Genomic DNA, 22777 nt, shown 5'->3' with positions numbered 1-22777 from the left:
TAAATTTGAAAACAACAAAAATTAATTATGACTTGATATCATAATATGTATATATGTTTTTAATAAAAATATAAAAAATGACCAAATGGTTATTCTTTTTTACACATAAATTTATTAAACTAATAAATAATTTCAAAAATGAAAATTAAACTAAAGGAATTCATACTATTAAACTTTATTAAAATTGAAATGTCTGCTTAAAAATTCACGATTATAAAATCGTGAATTAAATATTTATTACTCTTGGTTTTCTTGAGTGTTTTTTATTTCATTTTCATTGGCTAAAACTAATGAATTTTTAGCAATCATTGCTTTTTTAATTTTAATTCTTTTAGATATAGCTTTTTCAAGTAGATCCATTGGTAATGACATTCCTCAAATAATGGTATAAAAAGTAAAGGCACCAAAAAATGTAGCTGGAACATACAAAATAGTAGTCATTCAAGGTTTAAGATCTTTAACCCCTGGAATATCTGAAAAGAATGGAGAAGGTTTTCTGTGTGACATATTAAATAAATTAGGTCAATAATTGGTTTTATCTTTTAATTGATAAATTATTTCATTTCCCATTGTTATTAAAGAATATTCAACAATAAATACAATTCCTGCTCACATAAAAGTTTCTAAATTAAATTTAACAATTTTTCTAAAAGCAGTTCAAAGCCCTAAAGCCATTAAAATACCATGATAAATCATTGTATGATTAGAAATAAAAATATTCGCAATAAATACATCGCCAGGATAAAACATTACAAATAAACCGCATCATAAATTAAATACACTTAAATATGATAAGAAAGCATTAGATGCTTTTTCATATTTTGAAGGAATTAATAAATAAATAGGAATGATATAAAGTGGCATCGAACAAAGCATTAAAGGTATAAATTCTGGATGATTTTTTCATGTTGAAAAATCTCTTCCTGAACCATAAATTTGTTTTAAAAGTTCTACTACAAACAAAATTAATCAAAATGAAAAAAAGATTAATTTTGTATTACCTTTAGAAGGGTTTTTAAAAAATATAATCATTAAAGTAGCTATTAAAATAAAAACGCCAAATCAAATTAAATGAAATAAACCATATGCTTTGGGACTACCATTAGCAAATTCTTTGCTAAATGATAAATATAATTTATTTTCTTGAAATGGAGACAAAGTTTTTGTTGCTAATGATAAAAAATCTGTCATATTTCATATCCTTTCAGTTAAATAAATATCTAAAAAATATATGAATATGATAGCACTTTATTTTTAAAAGGAAAATTTTAAGGGGTTTTATAGTATATTTATTTATATTAAATAAGCAATAAATTTCATTTGAGGTAATTATGAACAAAAAAAAGAATTTAAAATTTTTATTACCAAGTTTAATAGTAGGAATGGTTATTCCTAGTTTTTCTGCTTCATGCTGTTGTAAAAAAGTTCCTAATGAAGAAAACAAAATTAATTGAAAAATTGAAAATTACAAAAATAAAATCAATTACCTTTTAAATTTAAATAAAAGTAATTTTAAAAATGATGAACAATTATTAAATTTAAAAAATGAAATTGAAAGCATTTCAAAAAATAAAGTAAATGTTAAAGAAAAAATAGATCTTTTTAAAGATCATTTAGTTAAATTTGATGAAGATAAATATATTCAAAATTTTGAAAAATATCTCAATTTGCATGAATTATTACCTCTTTTAAAAACTAGAATTGAAGATTTAAAGAAGGAACTAGAAAAAATTAATCAACAAGAAATAGGTAAAGAATTAGATTTAAAATTCCAATCATTAAGTGTTTCTTTATTAGATGTTAAATCAAACCCCAAATTTACTATAAATCAAAAAATGGAAGATTTAAACTATAAAAAAATTGCTTTAGATGTTGTAGGTGAAAAAGTTGAAAAACTTTTTGCTCCACATAAAAAACAAGCAATACAAGAAATTAAAACTTTAGTTTCCAATTTATTAACAATTGTAAAAGAATGAAATACTATTGATATAGATCCAGAAGATGCTAATGAAAAAGATGATTATGAACAAAGTATTCTATTTAAAATTGAAAAACAGCAACTTAATTTAAAAGATCAAAGTTTTGCTGAATTAGTTAAAACTAAAAATCTTTTAAACAAAATTGCTATAAATATAAATTCTATTAAAGATAACAATATTGATAATTTATTAACCCAATTACAAGAAGGATTTGAAAATATCAACGCTCTAATTGACCAAAAAAATAAAAATGGTGAATTATTATTTGAAATAACGAATGAAGAAAAAAGTAAATTACTTGAAGCACAAAAAATATATAAAGAAATTAAAAAAGATATTTTAAATTATGAAACCACTCAAGTTATTGAGTCAAAAAATAAATTAGATCAAATTGTTAATGACATAAATTTAATAATCAACAAATATGAAATGATTTTAGCAAAAGATTCATTAAAATTTGCTATCGAAGAAGCTAATTTGTGGTTATCTGATGCAACTGGTCAAGCTGCTGGTATATCTAATTACAAATTACTAGAAATAGAAATTAATAAGGCCAAAAATCAAACTTATGTTGATTCTTTAACTTATCAACAAATTAATGAATTAGTTCAAAATATTGAAAAAATAATCAATAATTGTATGCTTCATTATACTTTAAGAAAATCTATTGATGAATTAATTATTAATTCTAATGAAATTATTGAAGAATGAAAAGTATTAGGTAATAATCAAAATGCTCAAGATTTGCAACAAATTATTGATCAAAATAAATACATAAATGATGAAAATTTAACTATTCAAGAATTAGAAATTAAAGAGAAAAAAATAAAAGAAGCAAAAGATAAATCATTTGTATCTTTATATAAAACTAAATTCTATGCTAAATTTACTGAAGCAACTGAAGTTTTTGAAAATCTAAAAACTAAAGGTTTACTAGATGATGCAGAAGAATTAGATCAATTAATAAAAACTACTAAACAAAAAATTATTGATGGGGAATATGGTTCAGATAACTACAAAGATGAATATCAATTTTTTGTAGATAAAATAGAACAATATAAAAAATTACTTTAACAATAAAAACCATACTTAAAAAAACAAGTATGGTTTTTATTGATTTACTTAAATATTTTATTTGTTAAAATAAAATATGAATGACGATGGTTGCTCGAGTGGTTGAAGAGGATAGTCTCGAAAACTATTAATGAAGTTTTTCATTCAAGGGTTCAAATCCCTTACCATCGGCCATTTTTTATTTTAGTCTTCTTTTCAATGCTTCTTGCAAATGAATATAATATTTTCCTTTATTATCTTTTCAATAAGCTTCAAAATCTTCAATATATCTTGTCATTGATAAATTAAGAGTATATACAATTTTTGGATTATTTATGTATTTTATAGCTTGTTCTGGTAAAAAATTATAATCATTACCGTCTATTAAAGCATTAAGTCTAACAATGTTTTGAACTAATTTTAAAGTTGTTAAATAAAACTTATATTTATCTCCTCTTGCAGCTATTCTAGATAGATTAGAAGATAAATAATCTGTTTCTCCAATTAAATCTAAATATAATTCAATCTCATCTACAATTTCTTTTTTAGATAAATATTTAATTTTTTTAATACTTGGTGCATTAATTAGGGGAACTTTATTAAATTCTTTTATTTTAGATTGATATATTATTTTATGTGCATCTTCAAGTTTAGAAAAAATTGCTAAGTCAAACAATGTGTCATCAATAATTAAAGATACAACATTTTTTCTTTTCAAAATAGAATCTATCTTGGAATCATTAGTTAAAAGATTCCTTAATGATAAAGCATTGATAGGGGAAATTACTGCTATATTAATGTCAGAATATCTATTAAAATTACCATTAACTAATGAACCTGTTAAAAATGCTGAATCTAAATAGATATCTTCCAATTTGTTTTTAATATAATCAAAAGCTATAATTTTATTTAATGGAATATTTTCAAAATCATTTATAGAACTAATGTTAAATATTAAGTTACTATAACCAAATCAAATATTATTTATTTGATTACTTTCTTCTTTTTTAGCATAATCATTTATTCCATCAATTAAATTCTTTTCAGAAAAATTAAAATATGGAATTTCTTCATATTTTTCTGGTATTAAAGTTTCTAAACATTTTTCTTTTGGAGTATTAACATAAAAAACATAAGTTGAAAGAGGATCTATTTTATTTAAAATTAAATTTAAATTTTCTTCTAATCCAGAAAACTCAACTATACAATTTTTTGTTTTTAAAATTTGTTTCAAAAGTTGTTTAAAAACTAATTTTTCTTTATCTTTTGTGAAAGAACCATATTTTTCTCTAATATTATCAATAGAAATAACTTCAAAATTAGTTAATTCTTTTAATTTTTGAACATATAATGATTTTCCTGAATTTATATTTCCAACAACAAAAAATCTTATAAAATTTTTTCCTTTAAAAACTTTAATTTTATGTGTTTTTAGATAAATAAATATTGTAATAATAGACATTAGTGAATATAATAAAATTGCATTATGTAATATTATTATCAAAATATTTTCATTAAAATTAAATGAAATATTTATAGTAAGTAAATATAAAATAATGGAAGCTATAAAGATAAAAAGTTTTTGGATTATCAAAATATGAACAATTCCACTAGATAATATAAAAGTGTTAACAGCAATATTAATTATAAAGATAACAAAACTTAATAAATAAATAAAATAAATATTAATATCAATATTTTCTTTTTTTATAAAATAAATTCCAATAGAAATAGATAAAAGAAAAATAAAAATAAACAAAAAATTATAAAAATTATTTTTTAATGAATTAAAATGTTTCTTTCCTGTTTCTTTTGAAATTCAAAATATTAATGGAGAAAATAAAACTATAAAATTTAAATAATTATTTTCTAAAATAGAACTTAATTTATTATTAAACATATTTTTTAAAAAAACATAATAAGCAATTATTTGTAATGAAAAAATTATTAAATTAAATATGATTTTTTTTAAATCCTTTTTTAAAAAATAAAAAGTAATTTTTTTATGAATAATTTTTGTTTTATTAACCTTTAATTTAATTAAATAAGTTAAAAGTATAGATATTAAAAAAATAGATAAAGACAAAGTTTTAGAAATATTTTTTAAGATCATTTCATTCATTGAAATGTGAATAAATTTTTGAAATGTAAAATCAAAAAGAATATTAAAAGATATATAAATCAAAAATAAAATAATAAATAAATAATTTTTATTTTGAAAGCACAAATAAATAAAGAACATTGATGAAATTAAAATCAAAAAATAATTTAAGTTGTTAATCTCAAAATTTAAAATAATATCTAAATTTTTAAAAATGTTTTTGAAATTTTGATCAATAAATTTTAAAGTAAAAGGAATAAACATTCCTATTAAAATAAAAATAGATAAAGAAATAAATAACATAAACAAAAAGAAATTTTTAAAATAATTGTCTGTGTTTTCCTTATCATTTAATTCTTTTCCTAAAAGAAAAAATGAAGAAAAAATTGATGTTGGTATTAATATGAAATAAATTATTTTTATATAAATAAATTGATTATTTAATAAATTAAAATTTTCAATTGAATTAGAATTAACTTTAAAAACATCTTTTCAAAAAATTTGTTGATAAAACAATACAAACAAACTAATTAAAAAAATAGGCAATATAAATTGTCAATCTATTTTTTTAAAATACTTTTTAAATTTCATATTTCTCTCTCTTTCATCTATACTCAATATTATTAATAATATTGTAATAAATTAAACAAAAAAGTATCAATTACGATACTTTTTTGATATGGTGCGCAAAGAGGGACTTGAACCCTCATGCTGTAAAGCACTAGAGCCTAAATCTAGCGTGTCTGCCAATTCCACCATTCGCGCAAAAATTGATTAATTGGTATGCTTTATACATTTTTTACATTAAATAAAAAATGTATCCTATTGGATGCATATATGGTGCCGTCTATAGGACTCGAACCTACGACCTACTGATTACAAGTCAGTTGCTCTACCAACTGAGCTAAGACGGCTTAAATGGTCGAAGATAAGGGGCTCGAACCCATGACCTACGCCTTGTAAGGGCGCCGCTCTCCCAACTGAGCTAATCTTCGAAAATGGTAGTCTGTACGGGAATCGAACCCGTGCGTGCATGGATGAAAACCATGTGTGTTAACCGCTTCACCAACAGACCAAATATGGCGCCGATTATAGGGTTTGAACCTACGACCAACTGGTTAACAGCCAGCTGCTCTACCGCTGAGCTAAATCGGCAATAATAAATGCTTTTCTATTATATATAAAAATATAACTTCTATATTTTATATAATAATTTAATTTTTTTATAAAAATTTTGTAAGAAAAAACATTTGTTTTATTTTGAAGAAAATTCCTCTTCAAATTCTGGTTTTTGTGTTTCTACTGTTGGTATAAATTCATCATCATTAACACATAACATTAAAATTCCACCCACTAATGAGCAAAATAACAAGGTAATAATCCCCATACTTGTTAAATCTTTTCTTGATTTTGCTTTATTAATTGTTTGTAAAGCTAAAATACCAACAATCACAGGAATGATCAATCAACAAAGTAAAACCATACCTATGATAATAAAAATTTTTGCTACTTTTAACATAAAAAAATTATATATAAAAGTAAAATAAACATTTTCAAAATATTAATAATCTATAATTAATTACATACTATATTTGTTAGTTATTAAATTAAAATTGGAGGAATATATGAAAATAGGTTCATATAAAGATGCTTTAAATGCTATTAAAAAATATGATAATATTATTATCTTTCATCACATAAGACCTGATGGAGATTGTTTAGGTTCACAAGCAGGATTAGCTGAATTAATTAGACTTAATTTTCCAAAAAAGAAAGTTTTTACTATTGGAGATAATGTTCACACATTTGATTTTATGAACTATTATTACCATCCTTTAGAAATGATTGATTACAATAATTCTTTAGGAATAGTTGTAGATGCTTCGAGTTCAGATAGAATTGAATGTTCAAAATTATTACTTGAAAAAAAATTTAGTGCAACTTTAAGAATAGATCATCATCCCAATGGCAGTGACATTGAATATGACTATCTATGGGTAGATGAACACTATGTAGCAGCTGCAGAAATGATTGCAGAACTATCAAAATTATCTAAATGAAAAATTAATGAAAAAGCTGCAAAACATATATTTTTAGGAATGGTAACTGATTCTGGAAGATTTTTATTCCCTGATACTTCTGCAAGAACCCATGAACTTGCTTCCTACCTATATGAAAAAGGCAAAATGAATCCTCAACCTATATTTAAAGAATTAAACAAAAGAACAATGAAAGAAATTAAATACATTGGTGAAATTCTTTCTAATTTTAAAAAAGAAGGTAGAGTTTTATATTTTAATGTTACAGAAGAAATACTTAAAAAATATGAAATGAATGATTTAGAAGCAGCAATTTATGTAAATGAATTAGGTAACATTGAAGATAATTCTTGCTGAGCATTCTTTATTCAACTAAAAGATGGAAATATTAGAGGAAGATTAAGATCTAATGGCCCTAAAGTTAATGAAATCGCTAAATTACATAATGGTGGGGGGCATGATAATGCTGCTGGTTGTATGTTAACTTCATGAGATGAAGTTCCTACAGTTTTAGCTGAATTAAATAATTTAATTAAGGAGTTTGGAAAATAATATGGCAAATTCACATATGCAAATAGGAAGTTTAAATGAAGCAACTGAAAAAATTAAACAATATGATTCAATAGTAATCTTCCATCATATTAGACCTGATGGAGATTGTTTAGGTTCACAAGCAGGATTAGCTGAACTTATTAAAACTAATTTTCCTAAGAAAAAAGTTTATAAAGTTGGTGATGCAAATGGATCATTTAGTTTTTTAAATTTAACTTTTGATAAAAATATAACTAATGAAATTTTAAAAAAATCTTTAGCTATTATTCCAGATGCTAACTTTAAAGAAAGAATTCAAAATCGTGAACTTTTAGATAAAAATTTATTTGCTGAAACTTTAAGAATAGACCATCATCCTAATGAAGATGACTTAGATAAGTGTACACGTTGAGTAGAATCTAATCGTATTGCAGCAGCAGAAATGGTTGCAGATTTAGCATACACAAATAAATGAAAAGTTACACCTTATGCAGCAAAATGTATTTTTACAGGCATAGTAACTGATTCTGGAAGTTTTAGATATAGTGATACTTCCGCAAGAACTCACTTTTTAGCTTCATTTTTATATGAGTCTGGTTTAAATACTGATGATGTTTTTTCAGGATTATCAGCTACTAGTCTTGAAGATATTAAATTAACTCAAATATTATTAAGTAATTTAAAAACCAATGGCAAAGTGGCTTATACAACTATTGATTTAAAAACCACAAAAGAATTAAATAAAAAACCTAATGATGTTGTAAGACCTAATATGATAGGAAATATTAAAGGCTATCCATTATGAGTTCAATTTAGCGAAGAAGAAGATGGAAGAATCCGTACTGAATTTAGATCTAATGGTCCATGTGTAAGAAATGTTGCAATCAAATGAAATGGTGGGGGGCATGAAAGAGCTTCTGGAGCCATTTTAAATTCATTTAAAGATGTAGAAAAAGTTGTAGAAGATTGCAATTTAGAAGTTTTAAGATGAGAACGTGAAGGAAATGAAAACCAAGTAAAATAAAATGTAGGAAACCCTACATTTTTTTATTTAATGACAATCAATAAATGTGACTTTTACCATATTTTTTATATTTATAAATTGTAAAACCATTAGGAATAATAATGCTATTTGGATCATTTGTTTCCATAATTAATAAACCATTATTATGTAAACAATTAGAATTGATAACTTCAACTAATGTTTCATTAATAAGTGAATAATCAAGAAAAGGAGCATCAAAAAAAATAAAATCAAATTTTAAATTAATTGCTTTTTCTTTTAGAAAAGAAATAACATCACCTTTATATAAATCAAAATTTTCAATTCCTAAAGCATTAATATTTTTAATAATTACTTCTTGAGGAATCTTATTTTTTTCAACACCTATCGCCTTACAAGCACTATTACTGAGTGCTTCAATAGACAAAGAACCACTACCACAACAAAGATCTAAAACCACCGATCCTTCTAAATCAAATCTAATTGAATTAAAAATCGCTTCTTTATTTTTATCAGTAGTAGGTCTAGTGATTTCTAAAGGTGGTTGTTCCAATATTCTATGTCTATATTTGCCTGAAATTACTCTTAACATAATATAAAAATTATAAATTGTATTTCTAAAAAACAAAATATCTTATTTATATTTTTTACAAAAAATACTATAAAATAGTTAAATACAAAAAAATATAAATTTTATTTGCTATACCATTATATGGTTAAATTTATATATTATTTATAATATATAATATTGAATATGAAAAAAGAAACTTTTGATTATGACTCCATTCATATAGTTAAACTACCTAATAATGTACTTAGAAAAATTTCTAAAGATGTTCCAATTCCTTTATCTCAAGAAGATATAGATTTAGCAGAAAAAATGATTTTTCATATTGATGATAGCCAAAAAGATGATTCAAAATTTCAAGCAGGTGTAGGTGTGGCTGCAGTTCAATATGGAATTTTAAAAAGGGTTTTTTATATAAATAATCTTTTTGATACCAAAGAAAAAGGAATGCGTGATGTTTTATTTAATCCTAAAATTATTTCTAAATCTAAACAACTTGCTTCCTTATCTGAAGGCGAAGGATGTTTAAGTGTTCCATTAAATTGAAAACATAATCAAGTTCATGGATATGTTCCAAGAAGTTATAGAATTGTAGTTGAAGCATATTCTTATTTTGAGAGAAAATGAAAAATATATGATGTATTTGGTTATAGAGCCATTATTATGCAACATGAATTAGATCATTTAGATGGACATGTGTTCTTTGATAGAATAAATACTGAAAATCCATTTGATAAAGAAGATTTAATAATTATTTAAAAAGGAGAAATTATGCTACAGGATGTAATTATAAATAATAATAAATTAGATAGTTTTTTTAGTGGGTTATTAGATGCGGCAAGCAAACCTTGAATGATGGCCATTCCTATTGTTTTAACAATTATTGTTTTTGCTTTTGGAATAATTTTAGGTATTTTTAGAGGAGTTGTAGGTTTTTTAATAAGTTTTATTGCTAACATCTCAGGTTATATAACAGGAACTTTTACTGCCGGACCTATTCTTGATGGAATTAATAAAAAATTACCAGATAATAATTTTTATCATCAACATTACAATATATTTAAAAGTTTAACAATTCCATTAGTTGTTTTTCTTTTCATTATTTGTTTTGCAATTGCTGGTGAAATTATTTATTGAATTTTAAGGAGGTTGTTATTAAAACCTATGAATATCAATAAAAATAATGGTAAATCAAATGCTGTACATCGAACTCTTGGAGCAACATTAGGAGTAATTAGTGTAGTTCCTGTTGCTATTTTTACAATCAATAGTGCTGCTGTTGTTTCACATAGTAATGTTTATTCTAATTTCAATGATAAATTGGTTCAATATTTAACCTTTAAAAGAGGTAAAGGTTTATCTTCTGAAATGTCATTAGTATCTTCTGGTATGAAACTTTATTTACAAAAAAATGATCATAATGAAAATGGTGTTAAAAACTTTGTAAACCTTATTGGTGGAATGATAAAAATGAATCCTGAAGGGGTTGAGAATGTAGAAAAAGGTTCTAAAAATGAAGAACTAATTAATAAAAGTAAAACTTTTATGAAAGATACTCTAAATTCTGAATTAGGTGAAAAATTTATTGGAAACTTCATTCAAAAATGAAGAATATCTGGAGGTAAAAACTTTAATAAAAAAGATATTGAAGATATAACCCAAAAGAAAATAGATGATACTATCAAAAAAATTGGAACTATTGGTGGTGTAACTGAAAAAGGTAAAGAAAGATTTGCTAATGCTATCAAAAGTACTTTAGGTGAAGAATATACCAAAAATAAAGAATTAGTTGATCAAAAAATTAAAATGATTTCAGATTCCTTATTTAAATAAACTACAAAAAATCTTGTTTTTTAGCAAGGTTTTTTTATTATTTTTTATATATAACATATAATAAATAATTATGGAAAAATCAATGTATAACTCTATATCTAAAATCAATGAAAAATATGATGAACTAATAAAAAAACTAGAAACTAAGGAAGTTGTTGAAAATATTAAACTTTTTACCAAAATTACAAGAGAAGCAAATTCAATTAAAGATATTGCCAGAGTATTTAAACAATACATAAACGCTGAAAATAACTTATTAACTGCTAAAGAACTTTTAAATGAAAAAGACAAAGATATCATAGAATTAGCTAAAAATGAAATTGATTTATACAATGAACAAATGAAAAAATATGAAGATGAATTAAAAATTTTAATTCTTCCTAAAGATGAATCTGATGAAAGAGATGTAATTATTGAAATAAGAGGAGCAGCTGGTGGAGATGAAGCAAACATTTTTGCTGGTGATTTATTCAAAATGTATTCAAAATGAGGAGTTGATAATGGATATAAAATAAAAATTATCGATTCTTCAACTGCTGTAGCTGGTGGTTTTACTCAAATTGTTTTTTCTGTTAAAGGAGAAAGAACTTTTGCTAAATTAAAATTTGAATCAGGAGCACATAGAGTTCAAAGAATTCCTGTAACTGAAACTCAAGGTAGAATACATACCTCAACTGCTACTGTTACTGTTATTCCTGAAATTGATGATGATGTAGAAATAGAAATTAATCCACAAGATATTAAAATTGATACTTATCGATCTTCAGGTGCTGGAGGTCAATCAGTTAATACGACTGATTCTGCTGTAAGAATCACACATATTCCTAGTGGAATTGTTGTTTCTTCTCAAGATGAAAGATCTCAAATTCAAAATCGTGCAGTTGCAATGACTATTTTAAAATCAAAATTATATGAATTAGAAATTCAAAAAAAACAAGCAGAAGAAAAAGGATATAGAAAATTAGCTGGTCATGGGGATAGAAGTGAAAAAATAAGAACATATAACTATCCTCAAGATAGAGTAACAGATCATAGAATTGGTTTTTCAACAAGTTTAAAAGTTGTAGTTGAAGGAAAATTAAATCCAATAATAGACGCATTACTAGCAGAAGAACAAAAACAAAAAATTGAAGAAGTAAATTTATAATGGCTACTAAAGATGAATTACTTTTAGAAAAAAGAAGATACGGACTTGAAGAAACTATATCACCAGAAGAACTGGAAAAACTATCACTAGGATACCCTATTCAAAAAATTATGGGATATATAGAAAGTGATAACATAAAAATTAAATTAGATAGAAAAGTTTTAATCCCTAGATATGAAACTATGGAACTTGTTGATATTATAAAAAATAATTATTTAAAAAATAATATAAAAGTATTAGATATATGTTGCGGTTCCGGATATATTGGACTAGCATTAAAAAAACATAATCCTTCAATTGAAGTATATGCTTCAGATATTGATGAAGAATCTATTTTGTCAACACAAGAAAATGCCATTTTAAACAATTTAAAAATTAATATATATAAATCTGATTTGTTTGAAAAAATACCCAAAATTAAATTTGATTTAATTATTTCAAATCCACCTTATCTAGACAAAAGTGATATTTTAGATAAGTCTGTATTAAATTTTGAACCTCATAATGCATTATTTGCTAAAGAAAATGGTTTCTTTTTTTATAAAAAAATCTTACAAAAATATTCTAATTTTCTTAAAAAGAATGGATATATTTTTTTTGAAATAAACCCTATTCATAGTGAAATTTGAAAAAAAATTAAAAATGCACAAATACTAAAAGATATAAATAATAAAAATAGATTTGTAATTATAAAAAACTAAATTTTAAAGATTCCAAAAGTAAAATACACCTAGAAAAAATCTAGATGTATTTTTACTACCTTTTTTGTATAAAATTTAAGTGTAAATCACTAAACAAAAAAACTTATGAATATAAGTATAAACATTTTATAAGGAGTATATTTTCTAGTTAAATTTTTGATAAATTTAACTAGAAAAATTTTAAAAACTAATATTTTGTTAATATTTTGATAAGCACTTAAAATAGAGGTATTTTACTTTTGGAATTTATAATAATTTATTTTTTAATATATTCATTACCTAATTTAGGTGGTTTTTTTATTGCATTTTTTATTAAAACATAGAATTATTTTTTATAAAGTTTCATTGTATCTTCTAATAAATTCATTAAACAAATTGAAAATAAAAGCAAGTTGCATATTACCATTAATTTCAATTTCATTTTGAGCACTTTCAGTTAATTGTAATTCTGAAAGTTTATCTTCTGCAATAGAAACAGCTCTAATTAAAAAAGCATTGATATTTTGTTTATTTCAGTTTTCAGGTTCATCTACATCTATTTCAATTTTATTTTTATTTTTTGAATCTTCAAGATTTTTAATTATTATTATGCTTCTTTTATCTAAAGTTTCTTTTCAATCAATTTCTATCATTATTTACCTTCTTTCATTTTTTTTATTTTACATTCATGTGCTTGTTGTCTCCTATAAAAAGCTTCCATACTTCCTTCAAGATACAATGATTGTGGGGTATCCATTTTTTGATTATTATCAATTTTTTCATTTAATATAAATTTATTTTCAAATTTTTCATTAAACATATCTGTGGTAATTGTATTTCCATCTATTAAAGTTCCAATATTAGCATTGTGGGTTACAATAAAAACTTGTTTTCCAGCTTTTACTTGTTCATTTAATAAAGGCACAATTTTTTCATAAATAGTTTTATTATCTAAATTATCTTCTACTTGATCTAATAATAAATATTGTTCATTAGATACATTAGATAAAGTTTTAATAGCATGAGTAACTCCAAATAAAGTTTTTTGTCCGGTAGATAAGTTTTTATATTCTTCATCACCAGCATATACTTTAATTTTATCTTTAATTAAATCTTTGACTATTTTTTTTATATCATAAGAATTTTTTATTGAACCTAATAATACATCTGCAACAGTGTGAGTTTTGTTAGATGAATTAACTCATTTATTCAAAATAGAATATTTTTCTTCTTCTAAGTCTTCATTCAATATAAATTTTTCTAGTCTATATTCAATATTTTCATTTTGAGGATCTTTTTCATTTAACTCTCAATTGATATTAATATCTTTTTTTATTATTTGTTGATATTTATTTTTCATTTGTTTTAAAATAATCCCCATATTTTTAAAATAATCTATTAAAGTAGCTTTATCAACTTCAGCTTTTTTGTCATATTCCAATTGTTGAGTAAATTCATTTTTTGCTTTTTTAAAACTTAATGAAAAACAATTTAATGCTTTTTTATTTTTATTTAATGCTTCTAAATATTTTTTATAAATTGTAATAGATTTTGTGTTTTGTTCTATATCTAAGTTTAATTGTTTATAAAAATCTTTTTTAATTTGTTCATTTGTTTCAAATATTATTTCATTATTGTTTTCAAACAATAAATCTTTATATTTTAAATTTAGACTTTTTATATTTTGAATAATATCTTCAATTTTTGATTGTTTTTGATCTATTTTATTTTCTTCATTTTCAATTGAATAATCTAATAGTGCTAAATTTTGTGAGAAAAGATTTTCATATAAACTAAAATCTTTTTGAAATATGATTCCTAATGGTAATGGTTTTTCTTGCAAAAGAGTATATTGTTGTTGTTCTTTAAAGAGTTCTTCAAAATCATTAAAATCTCTTAACATATCATTACTATAAGATATTTTTTCTACAAATCTTTTTAATGCTTGTTCTTTTTGCTTTTCAATATGTTCAGATGAATCTAATGAATTTTTTCTATTATCATTTTGACTAATGAAACCAGGAAGTTTTTTTTGAATTTCTAATATTCCTTTTTCTTTAGTATTATCTCTACTTTCTGATTCATAAATATAAACAAAATCTTGTGCATTAATTTCTGTATCATCTATATTTATAGATGCTATTTCAAAATTTGCTTTATTTCGTAATCAATCATAACCATTTTTAAATATTTTTTTATTAACTATTGCTTCAGCAATAATTTGTAATAAAGTACTTTTTCCTGTACCTTTTTCTCCAACAATAATATTTACTGGATTATCTAAATTTAAAGTCAAGGTTTTATAATTATTCTTTATTTTTATATTTTTTATCATATTCCAACCTCTTGAAGCTTGTTGTTTTTTATATTGTTTTTAATTTCTTTATAAGTTAAATTATTTGAATCTTCTACTTGAATATAAGAACAGTATTTTCCATATTGAGGGTATTTACTTCATGTGTGAGTATCGCTAAAATATACAACTGGAATTTGATTATTTTCTTGTAATATTTTTTTCTTGTTCTTACTATTAAAATCTGTGACATCTAAAGCATCAATTTGCTTATTTTTTATATCGTCTCAACTCATATTATCTTGAGCTTTTCCAGCATGCGGAAAAACCATAAAATCAAAACCATACTGATTAAATAAATTTATTGCTTCTTCATAAGTAAATTTATTATTATTGAATCTAAATTCTTTTGTTGTCAATTGGTGCAATTTTTCTAAATCATTTTCTGGATTGAAAATAAAGATTGATTGTCCTATTTGATTATTAAATTTTCTTAAATTAACTTCAATCCCGGGTAAAAGTAAAATATCAATTTTTTGTTCTTTAATTATTTGTTGTCTTTTTAAGTAACTATCTAAATAAAAATTGTCATGATCAGCAAATGATGTTATTCTAACTCTATGTTTTTGTAATATTAATAATTTTTCTAAATCAGATTCTGAAGATATGTTACTACCAGTAAATGAAGAATCAGTGGAATGAACATGCAAGTCTATTTTTACTCAATCCATAAGTACCTTTCTATCTTAAAATAAATTAAGATTTATTTTATTTTTTTTAGAAAATAAGTAATCATAAATTTCTTCATATTTACTTACAGAAATAACTTTTGTGTCATTAGATAATATAAATTTTTTAATATCTTCAATATCACTTTCATTGCTTTTTGGTATAAAAATGATATTGTTTTTATTTTCTATAGCCCCTAATATTTTATTTTTTATACCACCAACTGGATAAACAAAACCTTTAGAAGTTATTTCACCAGTCATAGCTATTTTTTCAGAAATAGCCAATCCTTTTAATTCTGATAAAATTCCTGTTACTAGAGCTATTCCAGCACTTGGACCATCTTTTTCAAAACTTCCAGGCATATTTAATACAATTTTTAAATTATTAAAGTTTATATTGTTTAAACCAAATTTTTCAGTGTTATTTTTAATATAAGCAATTGCTACCATTAAAGATTCTTTAGTTGATTCTTTAATAGAACCTAAACATTCAACTTCAAAATGGTCATTTTTAATTATGGTGACTTCAGTTTCAGATACACCACCTCCACCAATTCGTGTAACATAAAGGGTATTAACTAATCCAGGTGTGTTGCATTCATTATTTTTAACATTATGATTTTCTATTTTTCCTAAGATTTTAGAAATGTTATCAAATGTAAATTCATAACTAGTAATTTGTTTTTCATTAATTAATTTTTGTATATGGTGTGCTAATTCAATTAAAGTTGCTTTTAATTTTCTAACGCTACCTTCTCCATCAGTATAATTTTTTATGATATATTCAATAGCCTCATCATCAAATGAAAATAATTTGTTATTTAATATTTCTTCTTTACGTATTCTAGGTATTAATATTTTTTTTGCTATTGATATTTTTTCTAATTTAGTATAAGGTTGTAAATTAATAACTTTACATCTATTTAATATTTCTGGTTTTATTTGTTCTATATAGTTAGCTGTTAATATAAAAATTGTTTCCGATAAATCATATGGAATTTCTAAAAAGTTATCCTTATAGTTTTTGTTTTGTTCAGGGTCTAAAATATCTAATAAAAGTGAATCTAATGATGCACCTTCTGCAAGACCACCTTTATTTCCCATTTTATCCACTTCATCTAATAGGATTACAGGATTAGAAGTTTTGGCATTTTGATAAGCTTTTATTAAAACTCCAGAATGAGAAGATTTATATGCTCTACTGCAACCTTTTATGAATATATCATCAGAGCTTAAACCATTTAATGAAATTTTTTCAAATTTTCTATCTAAAGCATATGCAATAGTTTTTGCAATTTGGGTTTTTCCTACACCAGGAGGACCAACTAATAAAATTGGTTGATATTTACAGATATCCCCAAGCTTACTATCAAACATTTTAGGTGCTAATAAAATGTTTTCATTGTTTTTAAATGTAATAAGATTATTATTTATTTTTTTTCTTTTATAGATCATGGAATGAATTAAATCTAAAATTTGATTTTTTATTTCAGATTGTCCATAGAAATATTCATCAAATCTTTTATTAATTTCATTGATATTGTAATTTTCTTTAGCAATAATTTTTCAAGGTAAATCTTTTATTAAGTTAGTTACTCTTTGAGTATAGCTGCTTTCTGACATAAACCCTTCACTATTTCCATATTGAGGGTTCAATTTTTCTAGTTCTTCTAGAACATATTCAGGATATTTATCCTTTAAATCATATTTATATTCTAAGCAATAAATATTATTTTTTTTATCAAAACTTTGTTTTGATTCTGTTGTGAACTTCATTTTAAGTCCATCCTTTCATTTTTTAATTAATAGCAAGAAAATTTAAAAAAATGAATTTTTAAAATTTATTAGTATAGATTCATATACAAAAATTTGTATTAAAAAATAACCTAATCAAATCGCTATTATTTTGTGTAATGAACTTAAGAATGATATTAAATTGAAACAAATCAATTATCTTTATTCATGCTTGACTTATGAAATTTTCTAGCCAATAAAGGGTGAAAATATATTAAGTTTAGCAATTGTCATATCATATTGATAAGTTATTACATAAAAAGTATAGCACATTTTTTAATATATAAATTCCAATATAAATTCCAAAAGTAAAATAACTCTAATTTAAGTACTTATTAAAAAGTTAAATTTATTAAATTCTGAAAATGAAAATGTTTTATTGTATTTTAAGCTTTTATTTGGAAATAATTTTAATCATTATGATGATAATAAAATCTTATAAATAGATATTAAATTATGGTTATTCAATACTTATAATTTTTATTATAAGAAGTATTATTAAAAGTTTTAACAATTATTATGAATTGTCTACTAATTTAACAGAACCATTTAAATATTTAATTTAAAAACTAGTATATGTCAATATTTTGGAGTTGTATAATTCATATAGGTACTAGGTACTTGTAGAACTTTTTATATTAAAAATTCAAGTGCAATACAATTAAATTTTATTTTGATTGTATTGCACTTGAATTTTTAATTAAGAAATAGGATCCATAAAACTTAAATCCTATTTTAAAAATTAATTTTTTTTCCATATTTATCTATATTTTAGATAAATTAGTTAATTTTATTTAATTTATTATTAAAATTATAATTTTGAAAATTTAAATTTTTATTTTCTCTTTTAAGAATATATTCAAATAAATTTTCATCCAATTCTTTAATAAAATGTTTAAATATAGCATATATTAATTTATGTGGTATAGCACTTGCAGGACCAGATTCTGATAGTTGTTCATTTACCATTTTATTTTTCTGATTAATTTGTTTACCTGAACGCATAACAAAATCCATTGCTCCCATTCCTGAATTTGTATTTCTAGCTTTTATCATTTTTTTTAAAGAAGCAATTCCTATCATTCTACTATCCAAAGAAAAATTTACCTTTACATTTGGGTCATCTTTTAAAACATAATATTTTTGTCCATCTATAATTTTAATTTCATATGGAGGGACTATTTTACCTTTTTCTAAATTCATTTTTATATTAGATAAAAAAATAGTGGGTTTAGAAGTTAAAAAACCATATTTACCTAGTGAAGCTTCATTTAAGAAAAGATTTTTTTCAAAAAAATATGATTTGTTATATTTAATATATTTTCACATTAAAGAGTGTTTTGGATTTTCTATATATCAATATTTAGGTTTATAGAATTCAATTAGTTTTATTGTGTTATCTATACAACGTTGACCCAATCTTTTTATAAATAATTGAACTTCACCATTTAAATTTTTAGTAAAACCACCTTTTAATTTTTCAAATTCTTCTAATGTTCTTTCAGTTAAAGAAGTTTTAGTTTCATCTTCATATTTTCAAAAACAAGTCCCCCCACCTTTCATATTTAAAACACAAGAAAAAGATTGACAAAGCGGGGAAGCAACAATAATATCGGGATGAGGGAAATTTTTCATTTTATCTATAATGTTATCTTGTGATAAATCAATTTTAATATGATTTTTTCTAATAGGTTCAGTTACATCAAAAGTATAAATTTCAAAATATTCTTCTAAATCAAATTCTTTTATTGTATTGAAAACACTATTTTGACCACCACCAAATAAGTCTCAAACAATATATTTAGTTTTCATTTATTTCTCCTTCATTTATATAAAAATTTAATAAATCATCAATATTGTTTAGAAAATTTGTAGATTTTAGGTAAGTTAAAAATTGCTCATATAAATTTTCATTTTTTAAAGAATTAATAATATTTTCAAAAGTTTCTTTTGATAATTTTTTATCAGAATTATGAATACTTTGATGACAAATTTGACATAATGGTATTAAATTAATTTTAGAGTGAATAAATTTTCAATTCAATTCTTCTCCCTCATTTAATCATTGTTTTTTAAATAAAGATCTAGGGATAAAATGATGAAAATCAATAGGAACATTTAAATTAGTACCTTCTAATGATTTTTTAGTATTTTCTCAATCTATTTTCATTCTACATTTTGTTTTATTGAATTTATGTACAAAACAAGAATAATTTGAAAGTTCATATAAATCTTTTTTGTATAAATAAGGAATTGCTGGATCATTTTTTGAATGATAAATATTAGAAAATTTATTTTTTGAAAAACTCTCATTAATATTTTTTGACATACTTACATATTCAAATAATTGAGAAAATTCATTATTATCATTTAGTGTAAGAAATATGTATTTAACTTTTTTATTATTTTTTTTATATTGTAAACCTAAAAATTCACTATATATATTTAAATCAGAAAAGTTAAAATTTATAAAACTATTTGAACAATCAACTTTTTTTGAATAATCAAAAAATCAATATGAACTTAATATAAAATGAATTATTTCATTGTTTTGATCTTTATAAGAAGAAATTAATATTACATCTTTTTCATTTTGAGCTTGTTTTAAAAAAGAATCATTTCTTATTCTAATTTGTTCTGGATTTGTTTCTAAACACATAGAAGTTATATGAACAAATATTAGTGAATAATTATCAAGTCTATAATTTGAATTATTTTGTAAAAAATTAAATAAATTAGTTTGAGCAAATTCTTTATAGGATAAATTTATATTTTTTAATTTATTTTGTATATCTTCATATAATTTCATATTAGTAAAATAATACTAAAATAAAACAATATATATAAAAAAAAGAATTATTTATATAGTATTTTTATTCAAATAGAAATTTTTTTTGAAATTATGAAATTTCTGTTTTTAATGGTTTTTTATTTATTAAAAAACAAATAAAAAAATAGGATTCATAAAACTTAAATCCTATTTTTAGAAATTAATTTGTAGAGTAAAAAATGTTTTTTGCTTTTTCGGCAGTTTTTCTCATTGTCCTAAGTTCAGAAAAATATATTTTGCTTCATTTTTTACGACTAACAATATATAAAATACCTGGAAATATTAAAAGTAAAAACAATATTAGAAATGTTTTAAATACAAATTGTTTTTTTAAATATGCTTCTTTTACTTTTAATAAATGAATATTAAATTCTCTTTCTAAAGTAACTAATTCCATATAATTTGCAATATTATTATCTCTATTCATTGTTACTCTAGTATCGGTAACACCAATTGTTTGTCATCCAAAACTTGAAAATAAATCAATTAAATCTTGTTGTTGAAAAGAAAAGTAACTTTTTGTATCAATAACTTTTGTTTCTAAAGCCATAACCCCCCACTTTTTAATAAAAATTAAAAAAACATAGATTGGAAAAATCAAATACAACACAATTTGAATAAAATTTAATTGTGTTGTATTTGATTTTTTTAATATAAAAAGGTTCTATAAACACTGAAAAACTCATATGAGTTATAAAAATCCAAAAATATATCAAATTTTTTATAACAAAATATAACTAAAATTTTGTAGAATAAAAAAACTACATTTAATTAAATAACTAATAATTTTTATTATTGTTGCTTTCAATTAGAACCGTTTTCAATCTATAAGAAGTATAGTTTTAATAATAGATAACAATTTGGTAAAAAAATTATTAACTTTAATTAAAAGTAAAACTGAATATATAAATATTTTATTAAACAAATTTAAAGAAAAAAGAGAATTTTTAGTTAAAAAAGCAAAAAATAGTCTAAAAAAATGGAAAAAAATAAAAAAATTCCCAAAATTAAAATTAATTAAAATTTTTTTAGCTTTTTTACAAAAAATGGACATATATATATGGAGGGCAAAAAATCCTCCAAAAAATCTAATTGTCAATTTTATTTCAACAACATCAATTTTTTTATTTTAAAACACAAGGTTTTAATTAATTTCCAATTTTATTCATATATTTTTAAATAAATTTAAATTCTTAAATAACAAAATTATCTTTTTATTTCAAATAACTTTAAAAATTGAGCATTTGTAATTTTCTTTCTTTATAAACCTTACCTTTCAAATTTATATGAATAAAAACTCTTCATTTTCATTATTTCCACACCCCCCTTTCTAAATAAAATATCCATATCGAGGTTCAATTGAGAAATTTATTAATTTACTTGTCTTTTAAATATGAAGGAAATAACTTCTATATATGAAAGGCTTTAAAACAAAAAGAAAAAATAAATTTAGATGATGTTAATTTATTTTTAAAAACTTTAGAACAAGAACATATAAAAGTTACAACTATATATGATGATGATTACCCAGAAGTTTTGAAAAAATATGATGCTTTACCATATGTTATTTTTTACAAAGGTGATCTAAATATTTTAAATAATAAAATCATTGCTTTATCAGGTGATTCTTTAGATGAAAATTCATTAAATTTTTTAAATAATTCTTTACCTATATTTTCTAAAAATAATGCTTTAATTATCGGTTCCTACAAAGCATTAGAAAAAAATATTATTGAGTATTATAGAAAAAATGATAAACATATCATTCATGTGTTAGCTTCAGGATTTGATTTTTTTAATCAAGAAATAAAAGAAAATGAGTTATACATAACTCAATATCCTATTGGTTGTAATATTAAATTTGATAGATTAAGAGAAAAAAATTCAATAATAGCTAAAATAGCTGAATCACTTGTTATTTACAATTCAAATATTAAATCTAGTATTCAAAATATGGTTACATATTTTACACAATATGGAAAGGAGGTATACTGCTACCCTAGTTTAAATGAAAACGATGGAAATTTCGCTTTAATTAGAGATGGTGCTCAAATTATAGAAAATTCCATTGAAATATGTTATTACTTATAATTTGTTTCTAAAATTTCTTCTTTCTACAAATATATGTGTTCTATTAATTTTTTTATAATATAAAAACTCCTTTCTAATATTATCCCAATTTAATAATAGTAATA

General features: G+C 22.3%; 19 protein-coding genes and 6 tRNA genes. 9 read left to right on the top strand and 16 right to left on the bottom strand.

Going from position 1 to position 22777, the window contains the following annotated elements:
- Window positions 1–237 precede the first annotated feature (237 nt).
- Window positions 238–1191 (bottom strand): hypothetical protein, encoded by a 954-nt coding sequence (locus ACJA27_RS00980; protein WP_406618128.1) that lies wholly within the window; start codon window positions 1189–1191, stop codon window positions 238–240.
- A 140-nt stretch (window positions 1192–1331) separates the two neighbouring features.
- Between ACJA27_RS00980 and ACJA27_RS00975 the strand changes: the two genes are divergently transcribed.
- Both ACJA27_RS00975 and ACJA27_RS00970 read left to right on the top strand, forming a co-directional pair.
- Window positions 1332–3053: a hypothetical protein gene (locus tag ACJA27_RS00975; RefSeq protein WP_406618127.1), complete on the top strand. Its 1722-nt coding sequence runs from the start codon at window positions 1332–1334 to the stop codon at window positions 3051–3053.
- Window positions 3054–3137: 84 nt separating this feature from the next.
- Window positions 3138–3227: transfer RNA gene (locus ACJA27_RS00970), tRNA-Ser, on the top strand.
- Between the two features lie 4 nt (window positions 3228–3231).
- Here the strand turns inward: ACJA27_RS00970 and ACJA27_RS00965 are convergent.
- The 7 genes from ACJA27_RS00965 to ACJA27_RS00935 form a co-directional block, all read right to left on the bottom strand.
- Window positions 3232–5724: an O-antigen polymerase gene (locus ACJA27_RS00965; protein WP_406618126.1), complete on the bottom strand. Its 2493-nt coding sequence runs from the start codon at window positions 5722–5724 to the stop codon at window positions 3232–3234.
- Between the two features lie 89 nt (window positions 5725–5813).
- A tRNA-Leu gene (locus ACJA27_RS00960) sits at window positions 5814–5898 on the bottom strand.
- 73 nt (window positions 5899–5971) lie between these two features.
- Window positions 5972–6047: transfer RNA gene (locus ACJA27_RS00955), tRNA-Thr, on the bottom strand.
- Window positions 6048–6052: 5 nt separating this feature from the next.
- Window positions 6053–6128, bottom strand: a tRNA-Val gene (locus ACJA27_RS00950).
- 4 nt (window positions 6129–6132) lie between these two features.
- A tRNA-Glu gene (locus ACJA27_RS00945) sits at window positions 6133–6208 on the bottom strand.
- A 5-nt stretch (window positions 6209–6213) separates the two neighbouring features.
- Window positions 6214–6288: transfer RNA gene (locus ACJA27_RS00940), tRNA-Asn, on the bottom strand.
- 100 nt (window positions 6289–6388) lie between these two features.
- Window positions 6389–6652, bottom strand: coding sequence for a hypothetical protein (locus ACJA27_RS00935; RefSeq protein ID WP_406618125.1), 264 nt, complete (start codon window positions 6650–6652; stop codon window positions 6389–6391).
- A gap of 106 nt (window positions 6653–6758) precedes the next feature.
- Here ACJA27_RS00935 and ACJA27_RS00930 point away from each other — a divergent pair, with 106 nt between their 5' ends.
- Together ACJA27_RS00930 and ACJA27_RS00925 are read left to right on the top strand one after the other, a co-directional pair.
- Window positions 6759–7724: a DHH family phosphoesterase gene (locus tag ACJA27_RS00930; protein ID WP_406618124.1), complete on the top strand. Its 966-nt coding sequence runs from the start codon at window positions 6759–6761 to the stop codon at window positions 7722–7724.
- 16 nt (window positions 7725–7740) lie between these two features.
- Complete coding sequence (locus tag ACJA27_RS00925) at window positions 7741–8727, top strand: DHH family phosphoesterase (RefSeq protein ID WP_406618289.1); 987 nt, start codon at window positions 7741–7743, stop codon at window positions 8725–8727.
- Window positions 8728–8740: 13 nt separating this feature from the next.
- On the opposite strand, the gene rsmD is transcribed toward ACJA27_RS00925, so the two are convergent.
- Complete coding sequence (gene rsmD / locus ACJA27_RS00920; RefSeq protein ID WP_406618122.1) at window positions 8741–9298, bottom strand: 16S rRNA (guanine(966)-N(2))-methyltransferase RsmD; 558 nt, start codon at window positions 9296–9298, stop codon at window positions 8741–8743.
- A 162-nt stretch (window positions 9299–9460) separates the two neighbouring features.
- Here rsmD and def point away from each other — a divergent pair, with 162 nt between their 5' ends.
- The 4 genes from def (at window position 9461) to prmC (ending at window position 12955) form a co-directional block, all read left to right on the top strand.
- On the top strand, window positions 9461–10033 hold the full coding sequence (gene def / locus ACJA27_RS00915; RefSeq protein ID WP_406618121.1) for a peptide deformylase: 573 nt from the start codon (window positions 9461–9463) through the stop codon (window positions 10031–10033).
- Between the two features lie 12 nt (window positions 10034–10045).
- Window positions 10046–11107, top strand: coding sequence for a hypothetical protein (locus ACJA27_RS00910; RefSeq protein WP_406618119.1), 1062 nt, complete (start codon window positions 10046–10048; stop codon window positions 11105–11107).
- A gap of 70 nt (window positions 11108–11177) precedes the next feature.
- Window positions 11178–12254 carry a peptide chain release factor 1 gene (gene prfA, locus ACJA27_RS00905; RefSeq protein WP_406618118.1) on the top strand — a complete coding sequence of 359 codons (1077 nt, stop codon included), beginning with the start codon at window positions 11178–11180 and terminating at the stop codon, window positions 12252–12254.
- Window positions 12254–12955 (top strand): peptide chain release factor N(5)-glutamine methyltransferase, encoded by a 702-nt coding sequence (gene prmC / locus ACJA27_RS00900; RefSeq protein WP_406618117.1) that lies wholly within the window; start codon window positions 12254–12256, stop codon window positions 12953–12955. Before prfA ends, prmC begins: the two co-directional genes overlap by 1 nt.
- A gap of 332 nt (window positions 12956–13287) precedes the next feature.
- On the opposite strand, the gene ACJA27_RS00895 is transcribed toward prmC, so the two are convergent.
- From ACJA27_RS00895 to ACJA27_RS00865, 7 genes are all read right to left on the bottom strand, one after another.
- Complete coding sequence (locus ACJA27_RS00895; RefSeq protein WP_406618116.1) at window positions 13288–13587, bottom strand: hypothetical protein; 300 nt, start codon at window positions 13585–13587, stop codon at window positions 13288–13290.
- A complete protein-coding gene (locus ACJA27_RS00890; RefSeq protein ID WP_406618115.1) occupies window positions 13587–15269 on the bottom strand; it encodes a hypothetical protein in 1683 nt (560 codons plus the stop codon). The genes ACJA27_RS00895 and ACJA27_RS00890 overlap by 1 nt, the downstream gene beginning before the upstream one ends.
- Window positions 15263–15958 (bottom strand): PHP domain-containing protein, encoded by a 696-nt coding sequence (locus ACJA27_RS00885; protein WP_406618114.1) that lies wholly within the window; start codon window positions 15956–15958, stop codon window positions 15263–15265. The genes ACJA27_RS00890 and ACJA27_RS00885 overlap by 7 nt, the downstream gene beginning before the upstream one ends.
- A 15-nt stretch (window positions 15959–15973) precedes the next feature.
- Window positions 15974–17734 carry a S16 family serine protease gene (locus ACJA27_RS00880; RefSeq protein WP_406618113.1) on the bottom strand — a complete coding sequence of 587 codons (1761 nt, stop codon included), beginning with the start codon at window positions 17732–17734 and terminating at the stop codon, window positions 15974–15976.
- A 798-nt stretch (window positions 17735–18532) separates the two neighbouring features.
- Window positions 18533–19564 carry a C5 methylase (MAV1virus-like) protein gene (locus ACJA27_RS00875; RefSeq protein ID WP_406618112.1) on the bottom strand — a complete coding sequence of 344 codons (1032 nt, stop codon included), beginning with the start codon at window positions 19562–19564 and terminating at the stop codon, window positions 18533–18535.
- Entirely contained in the window at window positions 19554–20561 is a 1008-nt protein-coding gene (locus ACJA27_RS00870) for a hypothetical protein (protein ID WP_406618111.1), read from the bottom strand. Before ACJA27_RS00870 ends, ACJA27_RS00875 begins: the two co-directional genes overlap by 11 nt.
- Window positions 20562–20742: 181 nt before the next feature.
- On the bottom strand, window positions 20743–21132 hold the full coding sequence (locus tag ACJA27_RS00865; protein ID WP_406618109.1) for a hypothetical protein: 390 nt from the start codon (window positions 21130–21132) through the stop codon (window positions 20743–20745).
- Window positions 21133–21941: 809 nt separating this feature from the next.
- Here ACJA27_RS00865 and ACJA27_RS00860 point away from each other — a divergent pair.
- The gene (locus tag ACJA27_RS00860) at window positions 21942–22673 is read left to right on the top strand and encodes a DNA-processing protein DprA (RefSeq protein ID WP_406618108.1); all 732 of its coding nucleotides are present in this window, start codon (window positions 21942–21944) and stop codon (window positions 22671–22673) included.
- Window positions 22674–22777: the final 104 nt, after the last annotated feature.

Source organism: Mycoplasmopsis lipophila (assembly GCF_045276895.1).
GTDB classification, from domain to species: Bacteria; Bacillota_I; Bacilli_A; order Mycoplasmatales; family Metamycoplasmataceae; genus Mycoplasmopsis; species Mycoplasmopsis lipophila.
This window is presented reverse-complemented; position numbering and strand designations above follow the sequence as displayed.